The organism is Archangium sp. (assembly GCF_036277355.1).
GTDB lineage: Bacteria > Myxococcota > Myxococcia > Myxococcales > Myxococcaceae > Archangium.
This window is the reverse complement of sequence record NZ_DASUNC010000016.1, coordinates 130908-150131: the sequence shown is the minus strand read 5'-3', so window position 1 is coordinate 150131 and position 19224 is coordinate 130908. Positions and strand designations below refer to the sequence as shown.

Here is a 19224-nt window from a genome sequence, read left to right as displayed (position 1 = left end):
CTGGGATGAACGGCCTCGTCTTCGAAGCCAATGCCCGCGCTCCGGTGAGCGCACCCGAGCGCGCGGATGTCGCCTGTTTCGTGGGCTTCGTCCGCCGCTCCGGCGCGCCCCTTCCGCCGGAGATCCAGCAGTGGCTCCTCGAGCAGGGTTGGGGCAAACCCCTCGCCCTGGACAACGTCCCGGTGCCCATCGAGCGCTGGAGCGACTTCGCGCGGCTCTTCGACTCGGAGGGCACGTACCTGGGCGCCGCCGTCCGCTCCTTCTTCGCGCAGGGCGGACGCAAGTGCTACGTCGTACGCGCCGCCGAGCCCTGGCCCACGAAGGCCAGCCGTGACCTCCGGGCCACCTGGCCGGACAAGCTGCTCCCCGGCACCGGGGAGCAATTCGAGGCCTCGCCCCGGGATCGCACCACCTGGAAGGGAGCGGCGCACCTCTTCGGGCTGCCGGACGTGTCGTTCCTCTGCGTGCCGGACCTCGCCGCCGCGCTCGCGGTGGACGCCGAGCCCCTGCCGCCTCCCGTCCAGGTCCCGGCCAGCCCGGAGGTGTTCGTCGACTGCACCGAGCAGCCCCCGCGGCCGGGGGAGGCGCTCACCTCCACGCGGGCCGCGCCCCGCTGCGACGAGGCCGGCTACGAACGCTGGTCGCGCTTCCTCGTGCGGCTGAAGACACTGCTGAGCCGCCACGTCCGCGAGGTGCAGCTCGTGGCGGCCATCCCCCTGCCGGGCATATTCGAGGAGACGCCCTACCGCTTCCTGCTCGAGAGGGGCCATCTCCAACGTTTCCAGAGCGCCTTCGTGCAGCTCGTCTATCCGTGGGCCCGCACGCCCGGCTCCGGTGCGTTGCCCGAGGGACTCGAGAGCCCCGAGGGCCTGCTCACGGGCGTGCTCGCCCGCAACGCGCTCCTGCGCGGCACCTTCCGCAACGCGATGAACCTGGAGCTGGCGGACGTCCAGGACCTATTCCCCCTCATGGCCCGGGGCACGCTCTCCACGCCGCCCCCGGTGGTGCTCGCCGGGGGGACGGTGCGCCCTTTGCTGGAGCGGGTGTCCATGCTCGGGCCGTCGCCCGGTGGCCTTCGCGTCCTCTCCGACGTCACCACGAGCCCGAGCGAGACCTGGCGGCAGGCCGGGGTGAACCGGCTCCTGTCCGTGCTCCTGCGCGCCGCCCGGCGGGTGGGCCAGGACGTGGTGTTCGAGCCCTCCCAGGCGCGCACCTGGCTCGCGCTGGTGTACCGGCTCGAGGCCGTGCTCGTCCGGCTCTGGGAGGTGGGCGCCCTGCGCGGCACGAACGCGCGCGAGGCGTTCCAGGTCCGCTGCGACCGGACCACCATGACCCAGGACGACATCGATGCGGGACGGCTGGTGGCGGAGGTGGAGTTCGACGCCGCGGCGGCGATCGAACGCCTCCACGTGATCCTCACCGTGGCCGAGGAAGGCGCCATCTCGTTGCGCACGGAGGGCTCACCATGAACCAGCCCGGCACCCCGCCGATGGATCCCCTGTTCGCGTTCCGCTTCGAGGTCTACTTCCAGGAGGCGCCCCTGCCCAAGGGCGTCGGAGGGACGCTGAATCCTCCACTCGCGGGCGCCTTCTCCGAGTGCACGGGCCTGGAAGCCACCATGGAGCCCAAGGTCATCAAGGCCGGTGGGCTGAACCTCGGCGCCATCCAACGGGCCGGCCCCGTGACGTTCGCGACGGTGGTGCTCAAGCGCGGCATCTCCCGCGACGGCAGGCTCTTCAAGTGGTTCGAGCGCGTCGCCAGCGGGGACTACGGCCACCGCTGCACGGTGAGCATCCAGCTCAAGGCACTGCCCGAGCCGCCCGGGACGGAGCAGACCGTGGTGCTCGCGTGGAGGTTGGAGCGGGCCCTGCCCATCAAGTTCAAGGCCGCGGATTTCAACGCCAGGGCCACCGACGTGGGCATCGAGGAGCTGCACCTGGCCCACGAGGGGCTCTTCCTCGAAACCCTGAACACGAAGGGAGGATGACACGATGACCGCGCCCAAGAAGACCGCCGAGTTCCGGATCAAGCGCACGAACAAGATCATCCCGGCGCACTTCAACCCGGCCACGCTCTCGCTCACCCTGTCCACCCGGCTCGGAGAGAGCAAGGGCAAGAGCAAGAAGAACGGGGGCTCGCAGGTCGTCAACGAGGGCTCGGCGAAGCTCTCGGTGGACCTCGTCTTCGACACGACGGACACGCTCGAGAACGTGTGCGACAAGACGGTGGAGATCGCGCGCCTGCTGGGCGAGAAGAACCAGCCGCCCCCGCAGGTCACGTTCGACTGGGGCGCCTTCAGCTTCACCGGCATCGTGGACTCCTACAAGGAGACCCTCGAGTTCTTCTCGGTGGACGGCGTGCCGCTGCGCTCCACGGTGTCGCTCGGCATGACGAAGGACGAGGACATCTTCTCCCGCGGAGAGGCCAACACGAAGGCCGCCGGCTGGAGTGACACCGGAGACACCACGGGCCCCGCCGAGGTCAGCGCCCCGCAGCTGGGAGGCTCCACCACCACGACGGCCACTCGGGGAGGAGCTCCCGAGGCCGGGCGCGCCATCGCGGCCCAGAACGGCGAGGAGAGCATGCGCTTTCCACGCTCGCCGACGCTCACCGTCGATGCGCCGGCGGCGCTCGCCCCTCCCGCGGGCTTCGGCGTCACGCCCGGCGGCGGCGCTTCTCCGGGCGGCGCCCCCGCGGCCCTCTCCGCCTTCGCGGGGTTGAGGACGCCTTCCGCCACGCTCACCCAGCGGCTCGATCCCCGCCGGCTCGCGAACCGCGTGGAGACCCACACCCACGCCACGGATGACGGTGCCCTCTTCGAACTGGGCGGGCGGATGAGGACACGGGGCTCGCGCCTCGGTGGGAGCACCCGGGCGCGCATCCGGTTCGAGGAGGAATGAGCGATGGGCATCGTCTCGATTGGCGAGGTGGTTGGCAGCGTGCAGGGGGAGCCCGGAGAGCCGGAGCAGCCCTCCATGGAACAAGCGCCCCCGGAGCAGCAGGCCGCCACGTCGCGGCCCCCCCATGCCGAGGACGTGCAGCGGGAGTTGCGGATGAGGGCGTGGCGCCGGACGAGGCTTCACGCGGACTGAGGACGGAAGCCCATGCCCGAGAGCAAACTGAGCCATTCGCGCATCTACTCCGCCCAACCCACGGTGCGGATCAACGGCCGCGCCTCCGACAAGGTGAAGGAGCTCCTCAACTCCATGCGCCTCACGGAGTCCGAGGGCGGCATGTCCTCGCTCGAGCTGCGTCTGGAGAACACGGCGCGCTTCGAGGATGGCCAGGTCGGCCTGGCCTTCGAGGACGAGGCGATCCTCCGGCTGGGCGCGTCGATCGCCATCTACGCCGGTGACGAGAACGCGCCGCGGGAGATCTTCCGCGGGCTCGTCACCGGGCTGGAGGCGAGCTTCGAGGGAACGGAGGGACCCGAGCTGCTCGTGCTGGCGGAGGACGCGCTGCAGCGGGCGCGGCTCGCGCGGCGCACCCAGGTGCACGAGGACGTCGGCATCGACAGTCTGGCCCGGGAGCTGGCCACCCGGCTGGGCATGCGCCCCGTCATCACCGGCTTCTCCGAACGCATCGGCACCCAGGTGCAGCTCAACGAGAGCGACCTCGCCTTCCTGCGGCGCCTGCTCTCCGCCCGCGATGGGGATCTGCAGGTGGTGGGAGAGGAGCTCCACGTCTCCCCGCGCCAGGACGTGCGCCGGGGCGCGGTCGAGCTGGAGCTGTACAGCCAGTTGCGGCGCGCGCGCGTCACCGTGGACCTGGCCCACCAGGTGACCGAGATCACCGCCTCCGGCTGGGACGCGCGCGCGGGCCAGCGCGTCTCGGGCCAGGGCACCGGAACGAGCCTCGGGCCCGGTGCGGGCCGGCGTGGCGCGGACCTGCTGCGCGAGACGCTCGGGGCTCGCTCGGAGCACCTCGGGAACATCCCCGCGATGACGGACGAGGAAGCGCGGGCCATCGCCTCCGCGGCCTTCGATCAACGCGCCCGCCGCTTCGTCTGCGTGGAGGGCACCTCCGAGGGCCATCCCTCCCTGCGCGTGGGCACCCACGTCACCCTCCGGGGATTGGGCCGCCGCTTCGACAACACCTACTACGTCGTCCGCGCCTGCCATCGCTACGCCCTGACGCACGGGTACGAAACCGACTTCGAGGCCGAGTGCGCCTTCCTGGGAGCCCCCTGATGCAACCCCTGCCCACTCCTCCCTCGGCGCCGAACCTCGGCGCACTGCACGGCACCTATCTGGGGCGCGTCATCTCGGTGGAAGATCGCGAGGAGCTCGCCCGCGTCCAGGTCCGCCTGGTGAGCACACCCGAAGCCGTGGGAGATGCCGACGCCGCCCTCTGGGCCCGCGTCTCCGTCCCCATCGCCGGAGGCGGCCGGGGTGCCTTCCTCCTGCCGGACGTGGGGGACGAGGTCGCCGTCGTCTTCGTCAACGGAGATCCCCGCCAGCCGCTCGTCATCGGCGGGCTCTGGAACGGCACCGACCGCGCTCCCGAGCAGCTCGGCGGAAACAAGCAGCGAGTGGACCGCTACACCCTCACGGGCCGGCGCGGCAGCCGCATCGCCATCGTCGAGGAGACGGACGGACAGGCCACCGTGACGCTCTCCACGCCCGGTGGGCAGCGCGTCACCCTCACGCAGACGAGTGGCGGGCAGCTCACGCTCGAGGCGGCCGGCAACAAGGTCACCCTGGACACGAAGGGCGTCAGCATCGAGACGCCCCTCACGGTCAAGGTCTCCGCCAGCCGCGTCCAGGTGAGCGCCGCCCAGGTCCAGGTGGACGCGGCCATGTCCACCTTCTCCGGCATCGTCAAATGCGACGTCCTCCAGGCCACCACCGTCGTGGCCGCGACCTACACGCCCGGAGCTGGAAACGTATGGTAGGCGATCACCCCATCATCTTCCGCGGCCTCACCTTCGACGCCGGGAGCGGCCGCCCGATGCCCGCGACGGACAACCGTCCGGTGCTCGTGGAGCGCACCGACGAGGACTTCGTCCAGGCGTTCCTCGAGGAGTTGGCCAGCGACGAGGGCCGCAAGCGGCTGGCCAGGACGGTTCGCAACGCGGGTGAGCGGGCCCAGGGGCTCAAGCTGCACCAGCCCGTCCACCACTCCTTCCACCTGGCCGTCTTCGAAGCCGCGTGCGACACCTTCGGTGAGCCCCGGTTGGAGCCCTCGCGCATCGAGAGCTGCGGACTCGTGGTCCGGCGGCTCGGCTCCAGCGCGGGCCGGAGCGAGGCGTGGATGAAGCGCGGGGGTGAGGTGCGCGGCTGGGTGCCCCTGGCGGATGCACGCGAGCAGGACAGGGATCCCGATCCAGCGCGCCGGGGGGCCGCGTACCCCGCCGGCCATCCCGAGCTCGAGGCCTTGCTGGAGAACACGCTCGGCGCCCCCGAGCCCCTGGAGGAGAGCGTCTCCCTGCTCTTCGTGGCGCCCCCGCACGTGTGCGCCGCCGCGCGCCGCACCATCCTCTACGGGCTGGTGCCCGTCTCCAGCTCCGAGGCCATCTCCGGCGAGGTCGCCCAGGCGATGCGCTACGAGGAGGACGAGCTGCGCCTGATGCTCGCGCCCTACTTCGCCGCCAACACTGGCGTGAGCCTGGAGGGCATCGCGAACAAGCGCTACTCCATCCGGTACGCCGACGAGCTGCGCGCGGATCCGGCGCTCTCCGGAGGCGCGGTCTCGCAGGCCGAGCAACGGCTCGAGCAGTTCGCCCAGATGCTGCGCAAGCTGGTGAGCGTCTTCAACGCCTTCGAGCACGCGGGCCTGCACGCGGCGCTCAACCGCATCCCGTGCGAGCACGGCACCGCGCCCCAGAAGCGCCCGCTGGGAGACGTGCTCGCGGAGGCCGTCGATGTCTTCGTCCTCGAGAAGCCGGACAAGACGTTCCTCATGCCCAGGAACTGGCCGCGCCTGTCGGCCAGCGATGTCTCCACCCTCGTGCGTGCCGCCTCGGACGCTTCCGCCGCGCGGCTCGGAAGCCTCCTGCCGCGGCGCAGGCGGTTCGATCCCTCCAGCGACCGCTACGAGGTACGCGGATTCATCCGCGTCCGGCGTGATGACGGTTGTCCTCCCGCGCTCGTCTGGAGCGCGCCCAGCCAGCCCTTCGAGATCGCCGCCTGGTACGAGAACGGCAAGCTGCCACCCGTCCAGGTCGCCCTTCCGCCCATCACCCCGGACAACGTGAAGAAGTTCCTGCCCAATGTGGCCTTCCAGGTCCCGGGCAACATCTTCAACCTGCTCGCGAGCAACAAGCCCAAGGACTTCCTCGAGCAGAAAGCCAGACAAGGCTCGGGCGGGCTGGATTGGATCTGCGGATTCAACATCCCGATCATCACCCTCTGCGCCTTCATCGTGCTGAGCATCTTCCTCGCACTGTTCAACCTCCTCTTCTGGTGGTTGCCCTTCATCAAGATCTGCATCCCCCTGCCGCGCCGAGCCGCGGCGCGCCCGCCCTCGTTCCCGTGAGGCTGACTGGAGAAGTACGTGATGACGACCCCTGCACGACCCCCGGTGAGCTTCCCGCTCCTGCCCGTCCCCGACGAGCGCGGGGAGCTCCACTTCCCCTCGCTCGACACCAGCGTGCGCCAGGCCATCGAGGTCATCCTGCGCACCCGCCCCGGTGAGCAGCTCATGCGTCCGGAGTTCGGCGCGGGGCTGGAGGAGCTCGTCGGAGAGCCCAACGTGCTCACCACGCGCCGCCGCATCCGCGATCTGGTCGCGGAATCGCTGGCGCGCTGGGAGCCGCGCATCGACGTGGAGCGCATCGACGTGCTGGAGGTCGATGACGCGCCCTCGCATGTCCGTGTCGAGCTCGTCTACCGCCTCCGCCGCAATGGCGCGGTGCAGGCACTCGGCCTCACCCTGGACCTCGGAGCCTAGGATGCCCATCGTCCCGCCCCGACTCGATGACCGGAGCTTCGAGGATCTCGTCGAGGAGCTCCTGGCCCGTATCCCGGCCCACACGCCCGAGTGGACCCACGCCCGCGTGGGAGACCCGGGCCGCACGATGCTCGAGCTGTTCGCCTGGCTGGCGGACACGCTTCTCTACCGGGCCAATCTCATTCCCGAGCGGCAGCGGCTCGCCTTCTTGCGGCTGCTCGGCATCCAGCTCCGGCCGGCCACCGCCGCCACGGGCGTGGTGAGCGTGTTCCAGGACGGCCCGACCCCGCAGCCTACCCAGGTGTTGCGCGCGTCCGCCGAGCTCAAGGGGCCCGTGCCCTTCGAGACCCGGACCGAGCTCACCGTGCTGAACCTGACGGCCGAGGCCTACTACAAGCGGCCCATCACCAGCGCCGAGCGCAAGCAGCTGGGCGAGCTGCTCCCCGGCCTCTCGCGCGTCTACGGGCTCGCCCCCGGCGCCCAGGCCTCGTACTACGTCACCACGGCGCTCTTCCCCCACGACACCAGCGAGCCGGCCGGGTTCGATCTCATCGAGCGCACGGTGGACCGCGGCCTGTGGCTCGCCCTGCTCGCGCCGGAGGGACAGAGCGTGGAGGCCGTGCGCACGGAGCTGAAGACGGGCTCCAACGGGGCCCCGCGAATGCTCAGCGTGGGCGTCATGCCCGCCATCGAGGTGCCCGCGCTCGTGGAGGACATCGGCCCGCGCGCGCGCATCCCCCACCAGTGGGAGCTCACCGGCACGCCCGACGCGCAGGGCAACCCCACCTACCACCCGCTCTCGGTGGCCCACGACTCGACGCTCGGCCTCACCCGCCGCGGCGTCCTCCATCTCCTCATGCCCGGCAGCGACATCGGCGTGCCCTCCAACGACGTGCGCGACAACCTGAAGGCGGGCGTCGGAGACCGTCCCCCGCGGCTGGATGACCCGAAGCGCGCGGAGCGGCTCGTCGCGTGGCTGCGGCTGCGGCCAACCGTGAAGCTCTCCCACCTCGCGCTGAGCTGGGTGGGCATCAACGCGGTGGAGATCGAACAGCGGCGCACGTACACCGCCCTCGTCATCGGCCAGAGCGACGGCACCGCGGATCAAGAGCTGCGTCTGCCCACGGGCTCCGTCGAACGCGAGACGCTCCAGCTCGAGGTAGAGGAGCCGGGCATGGGCTACCGGCCCTGGGCCGCCGTGGACGACCTGTCCCTGGCGGGACGGGACGAGGCCGTGTTCCAGCTCGACGCGGAGGCGGGCACCGTCCGCTTCGGGGATGGAGTGCGGGGACGGATTCCGTCCGCCGGGATGCGCGTGCGCGTGGCGCGGATGAGGACGGGTGGCGGCGTGGCCGGCAACCTCTCCGCGGGGACCCTCAAGGCCCTCAACGCCACCCTGCTCGACGGGACGGCGCCCACGGGGACGCTGAAGGTGGTGCAGAGCCTGCCCACGCTGGGCGGGCAGGACGCGGAGACGCTCGCCGAGGCCGAGCGGCGCATCCCGGCCACCCTGCGCCATGGCCAGCGCGCGGTCACCGCCGAGGACTTCCGGTGGCTCGCGGCCGGCAGTCCCGGCGCGTCCCCGGGCCGCGTGGAGGTGCTGCCCCGCTTCAAGCCGCACCAGCGCCGCGAGAACGTGCCGGGCGTGGTCAGCGTCATGGTGCTGCCACCGTCCAACACCTTCCGCGCGCCCAACCCGCGCCCGGATCGTCCCTTCCTGGAGGCCGTGCACACGAACCTGGACGCGCGCCGTCCGCTGGCCACCGAGCTGTATGTCATTGGCTGCGAGTACGTGCCGCTCGGCCTGGCCACCGGTATCACCGTGCGCGAGGGCTTCGGCCGGGAGACGGTGGTGAACGCCGTGCGCGAGGCCCTCTTCCGCTGGCTGTGGCCGCTGCCTCCGGGCGGGCCGCAGGGCGAGGGCTGGCCGCTCGCGAGGGCCGTGCGCGACCGGGAGCTGGAGGTGGCGATCGCACAGGTGCCCGGCGTCGACTCCATCACCGGCGTGCGCCTGTTCAGCGCCAGCTGGGTGAAGCCCGTCAACCAGACCACGAAGGGGTACGCAGGTGGGCTGACCTCGGCCCGCTTCATGGGGGACGCCGTCTCGTCGGGAGCATCCCAGGGCGCCTCCAGCGCCGCGCTTCCCGCCAGCTCCAGTCAGAGCACCCCGGGCTGGCAGCCCTTGCGCGGCCCGGATCCGAGCACGCCCGTCGAGCTCATCCTCCGTCCGTGGCAGCTCCCCGAGCTGCTGGCCGTGGTCGTCGACGCGGACGGTGGCCTGCCGGACACGCTGCGCGGAGCGCCGGATCCGTTCGCGGGCGAGAGCACCTCCGGAGTCGCCGTGCCCGTCGTCCCCGAGGTCTGCTGACATGGACGCGAACCAACTGCGATTCTGGATGCTGGCGGAGCCCCTCCGCCACTGGGAGCCGCTCCTGGACAAGGACGGGCACTCCAACGTCCACCGGGACGCGAGCCGCCGCACTGTCCGGCTGGCGAGCGCGCCCGGGGACTTCCACTGGGACGAGCCCTCGGACGCCGCGGGCCAGGCCGAGTCCGAGCTGCTCGTCCAGCAGACGCCGGGCACGTTCGACGCCTTCGGGACATGGGCGTACCTCGACGCGCAGCAGGGCGCCATCATGGCCGCGGGAGCGGACGCCGAGCCCCTCGGGCTGCTCTCCTTCGACCCGGGCAATCCGCTCAGCCAACCCTCGGACCTGGTACTCGGGAACGATGACGTCCTGTACGTAGCCGATGGCGGTGGCAAGGTTCTCTTGAAGGACCTGCGCGACCGCTGGGCTCCGGCGACCGTCTCGGTGGCGGACTTCCAGGCGTGGCGGCTCGCCCCCGCTCCGAAGGGAGGCGTCTTCGCGATTCCACGTCCCACGTCCTTCTCGCCCGCGAGTCCCGCGCGGGTGCGGCTCGCCCGGGTCTCGGGCCTTCCGCTGTACCGGGACGTGTTGCGCGAGCGCGCTCCCACGGTCTTCCGGCCACAGGAAGAGGACACGGAGCCCCCGAGGATGTCGCTCGTGCTGGATGCACCCCCGCTGCCGGGCGAGGTGCTGGTGGGGCTCGCGACCAGCCCCGAGGGCCGGCTCGCCCTGCTCAGCTGGGTGTACGACGCCGCCAGCGCCGGCGCTTCCGGGAACGATGCGCGCATCCGCTTCTTCACGGGCAATGAGTTGACGGCGCCCATCACCCTCCTGCGTGCCCGCCGGCCCTTCAGCTTCGCGTGGCTGTCGGCCGATCGCATCGTCGTGCTCCTGCGCACGTCCACCCCGTCCATCATCGCCGTGGCCTACGCGCTCGAGGAGGATGTCCCGAGCGCCGCCCCGCTCGGGGACTACTACCCCCTCACCTCGTACGCGGCGGGCCCCCTGCTGCATGGACTGACGGCGCCCCCGCACTACCCCACGCAGGACGGCGCGCCCGCGCCCCTGCACCCCATTTCCCTGCCGTCCTTCGCGCCGACGGGCGCCATGCGGAACCAGACGGGCGCCGGCACGCCCCTGATCGATGGAGGCAGCGCCCGCGCCATCTGGCACCGGCTCTACCTGGAGGCCTGCATTCCGCCCCGCTGCGGCATCCGCGTATTCCTCGCCGCGACGAGCACGCCCCAGCGTCCCCTGGAGGACGATCCGTCCGCCTGGCACGAGCACGTCTTCGGCGACGTGGCTCCGGCGAGCACCGCGCTCCATGTGCCCCGAGGCGTATGGCTGCCCACGCCCTCGGAGCTGCCCTTCCACCCCGGACTGATGACCGAAGCGCCCGAGCCGGAGCACCGGGGGCTCTTCACCGTCCTCGTCCAGCGTGCGGGCCTGCACGTCCGGACGCTCCAGGGGCGTTACCTGTGGGTGCGCGTCCAGCTCGTCGGTGACGGCCGCTCCACTCCCGAGCTCTTCGCGCTCCGGGCCCATGGCCCTCGCTTCTCCTACGCGGAGCACTACCTGCCGGAGCTCTACCGCGAGCAGCTCTTCGGCCCGGACGCCGATGCGAAGGGCACGAGCACCCCCGCCGACTTCCTCGAGCGCTTCCTCGGTCTCGCCGAGGGCATCCTCACCCCGCTCGAGGACCGGATCGCGAGCGCCTCGCTGCTCACGGATCCCCGCACGGTGCCGGAGGAGTCGCTCGAGTGGCTGGCGGCCTGGCTCGGTGTCTCCTTCGATCCCGCGCTCTCGCGCGAGCGGCGGCGCCAGATGCTGGAGGCGGCCCCGGCGATCCGGCCCTGGCGGGGAACGCTGCGCGGCCTGTCATGGGCCCTGGATGCGCTCACGGGCGGTGCCGTGTCGCGGGGGGGCCTGGTCATCGTGGAGGAGTTCCGGCTGCGTCGCACCTTCTCCACCCTCCTCGGCATCGACCTGTCGGACGACGAGGATCCACTCCTGCCCGGCCTGCACCAGAGCGGCAACTCATTCGTGGGAGACACGCTCTTGCTGGGTGACGAGCGGCGCAAGGAGTTCCTCGCGCTCTTCGGGGAGGACCTTCCCAAGACGGCGGCCGAGGAGGCCGCGGTGGAGGAGTTCTTCAACCAGCAGGCCCATCGCGTCACGGTGCTGGTGCACCAGGACTTCGATGCCCAGGAGTTCGGCCTCATCCAGCGCGTGGCCGAGCAGGAAGCCCCCGCGCACGTGAGCCTCGCGGTGAAGCTGGCGAGCCAGCCCCTGATGGTGGGAGTGGCCTCGCTCGTCGGCATCGACACGTATCTGGGCCCGAAGCCCAGGCCACAACCCATGCGCGTGGGGCGGAGCGCGCTCGGAAGCAAGAACCTGATCGAGCGCCCGCCCAGCCTCGACCCTCGACTTCACGCAGGAGGTTGACCGATGAGCACGCCCAAGGATCCGCTGCTCGAGAACGAGGCGCCAGATCGGAATTACTACGCGACTGGCGTCCTCCTCGACACCGCGGACTTCGTGACGGAACAGACGTACCACCGGGGCCGGCTGGCGCGGGCGCTCGCGACCCTGCATGGGGTGGGCACCGCGTCCGGGCTGCGCGTGGCCCATGAGACGAACGCCCTGGACCCCATCCAGGAGGGAGAGCTCGCCGTCTACCCGGGCCTGGCGCTCGATCCATTGGGCCGGCAGGTGGAGGTGTCCTCCAAGTCCTGCATCCGGGTGAAGCGCTGGTTCGAGGGGTATGAGCCCGGCAAGCTGCTGCGGCGGACCAAGACCGACTTCAACGTCGGACCGGCCGTCAGTGGCCTGCCCGACCAGGGCGTGGTGGCCGATCTCTTCCTGCGCTTCCGCGTGTACGAGCGCGGCTGGACGCCGGCGATGGCCTCGGGCCTCTACGACGCAACGGACGCGGTGTCGCCCGCGCGCCTGCGGGACGGCTACGAGTTGCGGCTCGTGCCTCGCACGGAGCTCCATCCTCCGAACGTCCCCGACAGCCCCTGGCCCCTGCCCACGGGCGGCAAGCCCTGGCCGGCTCCCTCGGCTCCCGGGGACATGGCGGCGCGGCGCAGCGCGCTGAAGAACGCGATCCTCGACTCGTGGCACCCGGGGCGCCCGGCGCTGCTGGACAAGCTCTGGGGCAGCGCCTTCCTTCCGGACGAGCTGCGCTTCGACAAGAGCCAGCCGGAGGGCAAGGAGTCGGATCCCGCCTGGGTGTTCCTCGCGCGGGTGGTGATCGGCGTCTCCGGCAGTACCGATAGCGGCAACCGGCCCGTCCGGACGGGGACCGTGATCGTGGACAACGAGCTGCGTCCGTTCGCCGTCACGGTGGCGGCGCTGACGCGCTGGCTGGGCATCTAGACATCAAGAAACCAGAGAGGTTGGGTGCGATGTTCGATACGACAAGAGGACCGGCCCGCGAGCAGCTCGAGCCGAACGTGGTCAAGAAGCTCGAAACGGCGGGGACCCTGGTCCATGACGACCGGAGGCTGCGCTCCTTCTTCTTCGATGGCCGTTTCCTGACGGCCAGGGACCTGACACGCGAGCAGACCTATTTCCTCACGCGGCAGGCGGACCTCGGCCGCGGAGGAGGGATCGGCGTCGTGGCGGGGCTCCACGTGGAGAACGGACCGGATCCGCGCGCGCTGCGCATCACGGCCGGACACGGCGTCACGCACTCGGGTGAAGCAGTGGTCATCCCGCGCGACCTGGCGAACGTCCGGCTGGACGACATCCCGGAGATCCAACGGCTCGATGCGGCCTTCGGGCTCGCGCAGATTCCGCGCGAGACAGCGCGCAACCGCTCCGGGCTCTACATCGTGGCGCTGAGGCCGGTGGAGTACACGGCGAACCCGGTAGCCTCCTACCCCAGCTCGGCGGGCGGCACGCGCACCGCGCAGGATGGCGACATCATCGAAGCCACCGCCGTCACCCTCATCCCCTACCCGGACAGCCAGGCGGGGGCGGGCTACGAGTCCCGGCGCTCGCGGGTGGCCCACGAGACCTTCGTGCGCAACGGAGGGATGAGGCCTCCCGTGGACGCGCTGCCCATCGCGATGATCGCGCTCGACCATGGCGTCATCCGGTGGATCGACAAGTACTTGGTGCGGCGCGAGGTGGGCTCGGAGCAGACGGACTTCCTCGGCTTCAGCCAGGCGCCCCGCGCGCTGAGGGAGGCCCACCTGCTGCAGTACCAGCAGCACCTGAAGGAGGTCCTCGCGGACCGGAAGAAATCCAACCGCGGCGAGCGCTTCGCGGCGAGCGAGCACTTCTTCACCCTGCCCCCGGCCGGCCCGCTCCCGGTGGCGGCCGTGGACCCGAAGAGTCTCACCGAGGTCTTCTTCCCGCCCGAGGTGGACGTGGAGCTCTCGGTCGTCCCCGAGGATGAGCTGGGCGCGCTGCTGGAGGAGAGCCTCTTCCTCTCGCCCATCGACCTCACGCGCACGGGCGAGGAGCTGTCGTCGACCTCGGTGCTGGTACTGGTCCCGGTGCCCCGCCAATCCATGGACCAGGCCCTCTCCACGCTCTTCCCCGCGGAGCGGAGCGCGACGGTGCAGTTGCGCGCCACCGCCTCGGGGCTCGTGGCCAGACGCCAGCCGGGCGAGGCGCTCCGGGCCCTGACGCTGCGGAGGACGGCGCTCGCGGCCGACACCACCACCTCCACCTCGGCCACCGGGCCCAGCCTGGCCGACGCCGCCTGGAGCAACCTCCTCTCCAGCGCGACCACGCTCTGGTACGCGCGCCGCCGGAACTTCCCCTACAAGCCAGCGGCCATCGGCCAGACCGTGGAGGAGCCGGATGATCTCGAGGACGACTTCACGAAGGTCCTCCGGGAAGCGGAGCTCTACGACGAGTTCGGCTCGCTCCCGAAGCGCGCCACGGCGCTCGCGATCGCCCGGGCCTACACCCTGATGAGGGGCTCCTTCCTGGAGGGAGACTCCGCGTCGGGCAAGCCGCTCTTGGCGGGCGTTGGCGGGGAGATCCTGCGCCAGAAGTGGATCAACTCCGGAACGGTGCAGGGGGTGCAACAACGTTACACCTACGCGAACCGGGGCATGGGGCTCTCGCAGCTCATCAACGCCGTCGCCGAGAGATACCGGTACGTCATCGCGCTGCCCCACTTCGCGCGGGCCAGCTCCGTGGCCGAGCTGGACAAGTACGCGTTCCTGGCCATCACGGACGGCAAGAGCGGGCTCCTCCAGGAGACCGTCTACGAGTCGCTGAGCTCGGGCAAGACGCTGGACGATGCCGTCGCCGCGTTCAGGAAGAACTACGAGCACCCACCCTACTAGTCCCGGACACGAGGGAAGGCAGCCCATGAACACGAAACCGCTGAAGGAGTCGCTCCCCGACGAGCACATCCTCCAGGTGGAGCCCCGGCCGAGACCGACCGTCGACGCCGGCTGGCGCAGCCGCCCCCATCTCCACACGGGCCGCGCCCTCTCCGCCGAGTCCCTCTCCACCGAGCAGCGCGAGCGCTCCGGCCGGCTCGCGCTGCGCGGCCAGCTCGTGGCCCCCGGCGTGGTGGCCGGCCTCGAGGTCCGCCTGGAGACCCGGTACGACGAGCTCGAGAAGCGGGACGTCCATTTCTTCCAGCTCGGCTCCGGTCTGGGATTGACCGCGAGTGGCGAGGACGTGCTGCTGCCTCGCATCACCCGCGTCCGCGTGGACCAGGTGCCGGCCTTCTGGCTGGACGAGGGGCAGGATCCCTCGAGCTTCGACATCAGCATCCTGTCCAACAGTGACGTGGCCGCCACGCACAAGGGGCTGCGAGCCGCCGTGCTCGTGCTGGTGCCCGTGGTGTCCCGGAAGGACGACCCCTCCGATCCCACCGACCCGGAGGCCTACTCCTTCGAGGACCAGCGCTGGGTGGACGGCTGCGCGCCGGTCCTCTTCGCCTGGCCCCGGGGCTGGCACATGCCCGACCCGGAGGCGCTCGACTGGCGCAACCGCCTGGCCTGGACCCTCTTCGAGGCCGAGCGCCAGCGCCCCCACCAGACGTACGCGCCCTGGGAAGAGGTCGGCGTGCCCCTGGCCCTCATCGGCTTCACGCCACCCGCCTCCATCGATGACCTCGCCACGCCGCTGTTCGCCGACCGGGCCTCCGTGGTGCGCGCGGGTGGAGCGCCTCGCACCCGGCCTCCGCTCCTCGATGCGTACGGCAATCCCCTGCTCTGGCAGGCCCGCATCCAGCAGTTCTCCGAGCACCTCGCCTCCATCCCGCCCCAGCAGCTCACCACCTCCGTCCGCTTCTTCTCCCGGCTGCCTCCGGTGGGGGTGCTGCCCAAGCGCGCCGTCGACCTCTTCGAGTGGAAGAACCACTTCTTCCCCGCGCCCTTCATCATCGACGCGGCCCCCGTGCCCCTGGAGCAGCTCGACGCGGTGACGCTCGCCAGCGCCTCGCTCGCGCCGCTGGATACTTCGCGGCAGGAGCACGTGCGCGTGCTCGTCCCCGTGCCCGAGGCCCACTTCGATCCGAACCTCCTGCGGGGCGAGGCCATCGACCCCGCCTTCTCCGAGACGATCACCTCCGGGCTCGCACGGCTCGGCGAGTGGCTGAGGCGCCGCAAGAACCTGCGCGGCAAGGCCACGCTGTTGCTCAACGTGCTCGAGGGCAAGAAGCGGAACCGCTTCCCGGAGCCGGATCCCTCCTCCATTCCGGGAGAGGTACCGGGCACGGCTCCGCTCGATGAGGCCCAGTACGGGCCAGAGGAGGAGGCCTACGGGACCGAGGGCAACTCCGTCCCCGCGCTCGAGGAGGCCCTGCTGCAATGGGGACAGGGCGGAACCTGGGACGTGCCCGCGCTGCTGGGAATCGAAACCAACGAGGTGGCCACCGCGGATTCGAGGGCCGGCCAGTTCGCGCTCGTCTCCCGTCAGGGTGACGCCACCCTGATGCACACCCGCTACAACGAAACCTGGCAGCCCTGGGAGAGCATCCCCAAGGTGCCGCTCGGCGCGGATCAACGCCTCGAGGGATTCAGGACGGTCTGGAGCGGGGACGGGCTCGTGCTCGTTGCGCTCATCAGCCAGGCCATCCCGCCCCCCGCTCCCCTGGGGACCGTCACGACGACCGGGTCGGACCGCACGTTCTTCCTGCGCATCTACCATCACCTGGAAGCCACGGGCCGGGAGGGGGTGGAGTTGGAGCACGTGACGGCAACACGCGTCCCGCACTTCGCCACCGTGTCCTGGGCAGCGGGGCGGCTCGACACGTTCATGGCCGTGGAGCGCACCACGGTGACGGACACGGGCTCCGTCACGAACTACCAGCTCCTGAAGTGCACCTGGATGCATGGCAAGGATGAGCAACCCGCGGTAGTTCCCCTCCCGGAGGCCGCGGGCAGGCAGGTGAGTGCCATGGTGTCGCTCCAGCGGCCCAAGGATGGGCGTGTCGAGCTGCTCTTCCTGGGGCGCGAGCCGGATTCCGAGAACAACCCCTGGCTCCACCACATCTCCGGCTTCCACACGGAGGGCAGCGAGGAGCTGAGCCAGTTCGAAATGGTCGAGACGACCGACGCCAAGGGCAACGTCCTGTCGGTCTGCCTCACGGGCCTTGCCCAGCTCGATGCCCTGGTGATGGGTGAAGGCAAACTCTTCCACGGGCGGTACGCCACGGACTGGAAGTTCGACACGGAGCCGGTGAGCACGACCGCGGGCGATGTGCTCGTGGCCGCGTCACGGCTCGATGGCCGGGTCCACGCCTTCTGGTGGAAGCGGGAGACCACCGCGGCCTCGCCACTGATGTACGGCTGGTTCGACGGCACCCGCTGGACCACGCCCGTCGCGCTGACGCAGGTGCAGCTCCACAACAGCGCGCAGCCTGTCGGTGTCATCCTCGACGGCACCAGCCAGATCGATCTCTTCCTGGCCTCGACCCAGGGACTCCAGCACCTGAAGATGCTGCCCGACAGCACGCGCGCCCTGGTGGAGAAGGAAGGGCTCCGGGGGCTCCTCACCCAGACGGACAGCCTGCTGGGCCGCGTGGACGAGTTCATCCGCGCCGGCTCCACCCAGCTGCAGGCGGACACGCAGAACGTGCGCCAGCTCATGATCAGCGGCCACACGGAAGCCAGCCGGCTCGTGGTGTCGCCGATCCTCGGCGCCACCATGGTGCAGAGCCCGCTGGCGGCCCGGTCCGACATCGAGAGCTACTTCACGCGCTTCCTCCGGAAGCGCTACGAGCCGGAGTACGAGGATCCCACCAGCGAGCAGGACGCCCGGGAAACGATGGAGCAGGCGACCGCGACCCGGCGTCAGCTGATGGCCCGCCTCGTGGCTCTGGTGAAGGAGCTCGGAATCGACGTGACGGGCATGACGGTGGCCGGGGTCGTGAAGGTCTACGACATGAGCACGCGCATCGAGGCCATCCTCATCCCCAATGTGGACGGCACGCGGAGCAAGGCCGTCGAGCGGGAGAGCATCCTGCTGTCCAGCCTGGTGACCAACACGAGCACGCTCAACGCCGTGCTCGAGCGCATCGGGAACGAGCTGGAGGCCGTCGACCGGGCCCTGCTCAACCACAAACCCCTCCGGTGGGAGAAGACCGACTACTTCTCCACCGCGGTGCAACACCTGGAGGACATGCTCGTCCTGCTGCGGGAGCTGGAGCGGCGCACGATTCCCCAGGCGAGCGCCATGGAGAGCTACAAGGAGGTCCTCGCCCAGCTCGAGGCCTTCTGGTCCCAGCTCGACAAGCGTCTGCGCTTCGTGGACGGCGAGGTGGCCGAGAGCCGCCAGGACGTCACCGTGGCCCGCGCCCTGCTCGCCGAGGAGACGGTCCGCATCGACGCCATCAACGAGCGCCGCAGGCAGGTCTTCGCGGACCATGTTCCCTTCCTCGTCTTCCACCGCCCCCGCCAGCGCGAGCTCACCCACGACACGCCCTCGCGGCAGCTGGATGCGGGCCTCGTGGAGAACATCCTCCCCGAGGTGTTCGCCAGCACCGCCGCCGCGCCTCCCGAGCTGCTGGCCTACGTCGAGCTCATCCGTGATTCGTCCCTCAAGGGGTTCACCCTCGCGCCCCAGCTGCTGCGCGGACTGGACCGCACCGAGCTCATCCACCGCACCTTCGAATGGGCACAGGTGCGCGCCACCCAGCGGGTGCCCGTCAAGATGCCCCTCATCGCCGGCCGCACCTCGGTGCGCTTCGCGCAGGGACTCTCCAAGCTGATGTCCGCCCGGGAGGAGCTCATCGCCCGCCAGCGCGGCGCCTTCATCCGCTTCGAGCCCGCCATCCTCCACACGCAGACGTGGCTCGAGCTGCAGCAGAGCGCCCACGCGCAGCTCTCCCTCGGCGACCTCATCGACATGGCCCATGGCCGCTCGGACGTGGGCGGACGCGCGACCACCGAGCTGGAGCACATCTCCAAGGTGGCCACCGGCCTCTACGAGCGTTTCGGCGAGGTGCTCCCCGCCATCCGCCTGGAATGGGCCGAGCAGCTCAGCCAGTACGACGCTCCCGTGGACCTGCATGACCTCTCACGGCTGCCCCAGTGGCACCAGTTGGAGGTCACCCGGCGGCGGGAATTGCAGACACTGGTGGACTGGCTCTTCCAGCGTGTGGTCGCCACCGAGCCCGAGGCCGTGTCGCTGATGAACGACCTGGTGCGCGTCTGCCTGTTGTTGGCCAGCCATGCTCCGGTCAATGAGTTGCTCTCCGGCCACGTCTCCAAGCCGTCCGTGGCCAGGGTGGGCGGCACCCTCGAGCTCGCCGTGGACCCGGCCCGCGTGCGCATCGGCATGCACGTACTCATCCGCTCCGGCGAGCAGACCGTCCAGGCCGTGGTGGAGGACCTCTCCTCCAGCGTGGTGAAGGCGCGCGTGCTGTCGGCCACGGCGCCCTCGGTGAACCTGCCGGTGAAGACCTCCGCGTATTTCTCGGATCCCGCCCGCGGCACGGGCGCCCTCCTTCCCTACGTAGGCCTCAAGCGGTGAACAGGTA

General features: G+C 70.7%; 13 protein-coding genes. All 13 read left to right on the top strand.

All coding sequences use genetic code 11. From position 1 onward, the window contains the following. The first annotated feature begins 5 nt into the window (after positions 1-5). Genes VFZ09_RS03510 through VFZ09_RS03450 form a run of 13 tightly spaced genes read left to right on the top strand, consistent with a single transcriptional unit; the run spans position 6 to position 19217 of the window. On the top strand, positions 6-1469 hold the full coding sequence (locus VFZ09_RS03510; protein WP_329726025.1) for a phage tail sheath protein: 1464 nt from the start codon (positions 6-8) through the stop codon (positions 1467-1469). Further along, positions 1466-1987, top strand: coding sequence for a phage tail protein (locus VFZ09_RS03505; RefSeq protein WP_329726024.1), 522 nt, complete (start codon positions 1466-1468; stop codon positions 1985-1987). Before VFZ09_RS03510 ends, VFZ09_RS03505 begins: the two co-directional genes overlap by 4 nt. Before the next feature lie 4 nt (positions 1988-1991). Then, the gene (locus tag VFZ09_RS03500; protein WP_329726023.1) at positions 1992-2900 is read left to right on the top strand and encodes a hypothetical protein; all 909 of its coding nucleotides are present in this window, start codon (positions 1992-1994) and stop codon (positions 2898-2900) included. A 3-nt stretch (positions 2901-2903) separates the two neighbouring features. Then, positions 2904-3092 (top strand): hypothetical protein, encoded by a 189-nt coding sequence (locus VFZ09_RS03495; protein ID WP_329726022.1) that lies wholly within the window; start codon positions 2904-2906, stop codon positions 3090-3092. Between the two features lie 12 nt (positions 3093-3104). After that, on the top strand, positions 3105-4190 hold the full coding sequence (locus VFZ09_RS03490; RefSeq protein ID WP_329726021.1) for a hypothetical protein: 1086 nt from the start codon (positions 3105-3107) through the stop codon (positions 4188-4190). Further along, on the top strand, positions 4190-4894 hold the full coding sequence (locus VFZ09_RS03485; RefSeq protein ID WP_329726020.1) for a phage baseplate assembly protein V: 705 nt from the start codon (positions 4190-4192) through the stop codon (positions 4892-4894). The genes VFZ09_RS03490 and VFZ09_RS03485 overlap by 1 nt, the downstream gene beginning before the upstream one ends. Next, on the top strand, positions 4888-6477 hold the full coding sequence (locus tag VFZ09_RS03480) for a hypothetical protein (RefSeq protein WP_329726019.1): 1590 nt from the start codon (positions 4888-4890) through the stop codon (positions 6475-6477). The genes VFZ09_RS03485 and VFZ09_RS03480 overlap by 7 nt, the downstream gene beginning before the upstream one ends. A 21-nt stretch (positions 6478-6498) precedes the next feature. Next, complete coding sequence (locus VFZ09_RS03475) at positions 6499-6891, top strand: GPW/gp25 family protein (protein ID WP_329726044.1); 393 nt, start codon at positions 6499-6501, stop codon at positions 6889-6891. Between the two features lies 1 nt (position 6892). Further along, complete coding sequence (locus VFZ09_RS03470) at positions 6893-9259, top strand: putative baseplate assembly protein (protein ID WP_329726018.1); 2367 nt, start codon at positions 6893-6895, stop codon at positions 9257-9259. A gap of 1 nt (position 9260) precedes the next feature. After that, on the top strand, positions 9261-11705 hold the full coding sequence (locus tag VFZ09_RS03465; RefSeq protein ID WP_329726017.1) for a phage tail protein: 2445 nt from the start codon (positions 9261-9263) through the stop codon (positions 11703-11705). A 3-nt stretch (positions 11706-11708) separates the two neighbouring features. After that, the gene (locus tag VFZ09_RS03460) at positions 11709-12641 is read left to right on the top strand and encodes a hypothetical protein (RefSeq protein WP_329726016.1); all 933 of its coding nucleotides are present in this window, start codon (positions 11709-11711) and stop codon (positions 12639-12641) included. 29 nt (positions 12642-12670) lie between these two features. Next, complete coding sequence (locus VFZ09_RS03455) at positions 12671-14572, top strand: hypothetical protein (RefSeq protein WP_329726015.1); 1902 nt, start codon at positions 12671-12673, stop codon at positions 14570-14572. A gap of 25 nt (positions 14573-14597) precedes the next feature. After that, entirely contained in the window at positions 14598-19217 is a 4620-nt protein-coding gene (locus VFZ09_RS03450) for a hypothetical protein (RefSeq protein WP_329726014.1), read from the top strand. Positions 19218-19224 lie beyond the last annotated feature (7 nt).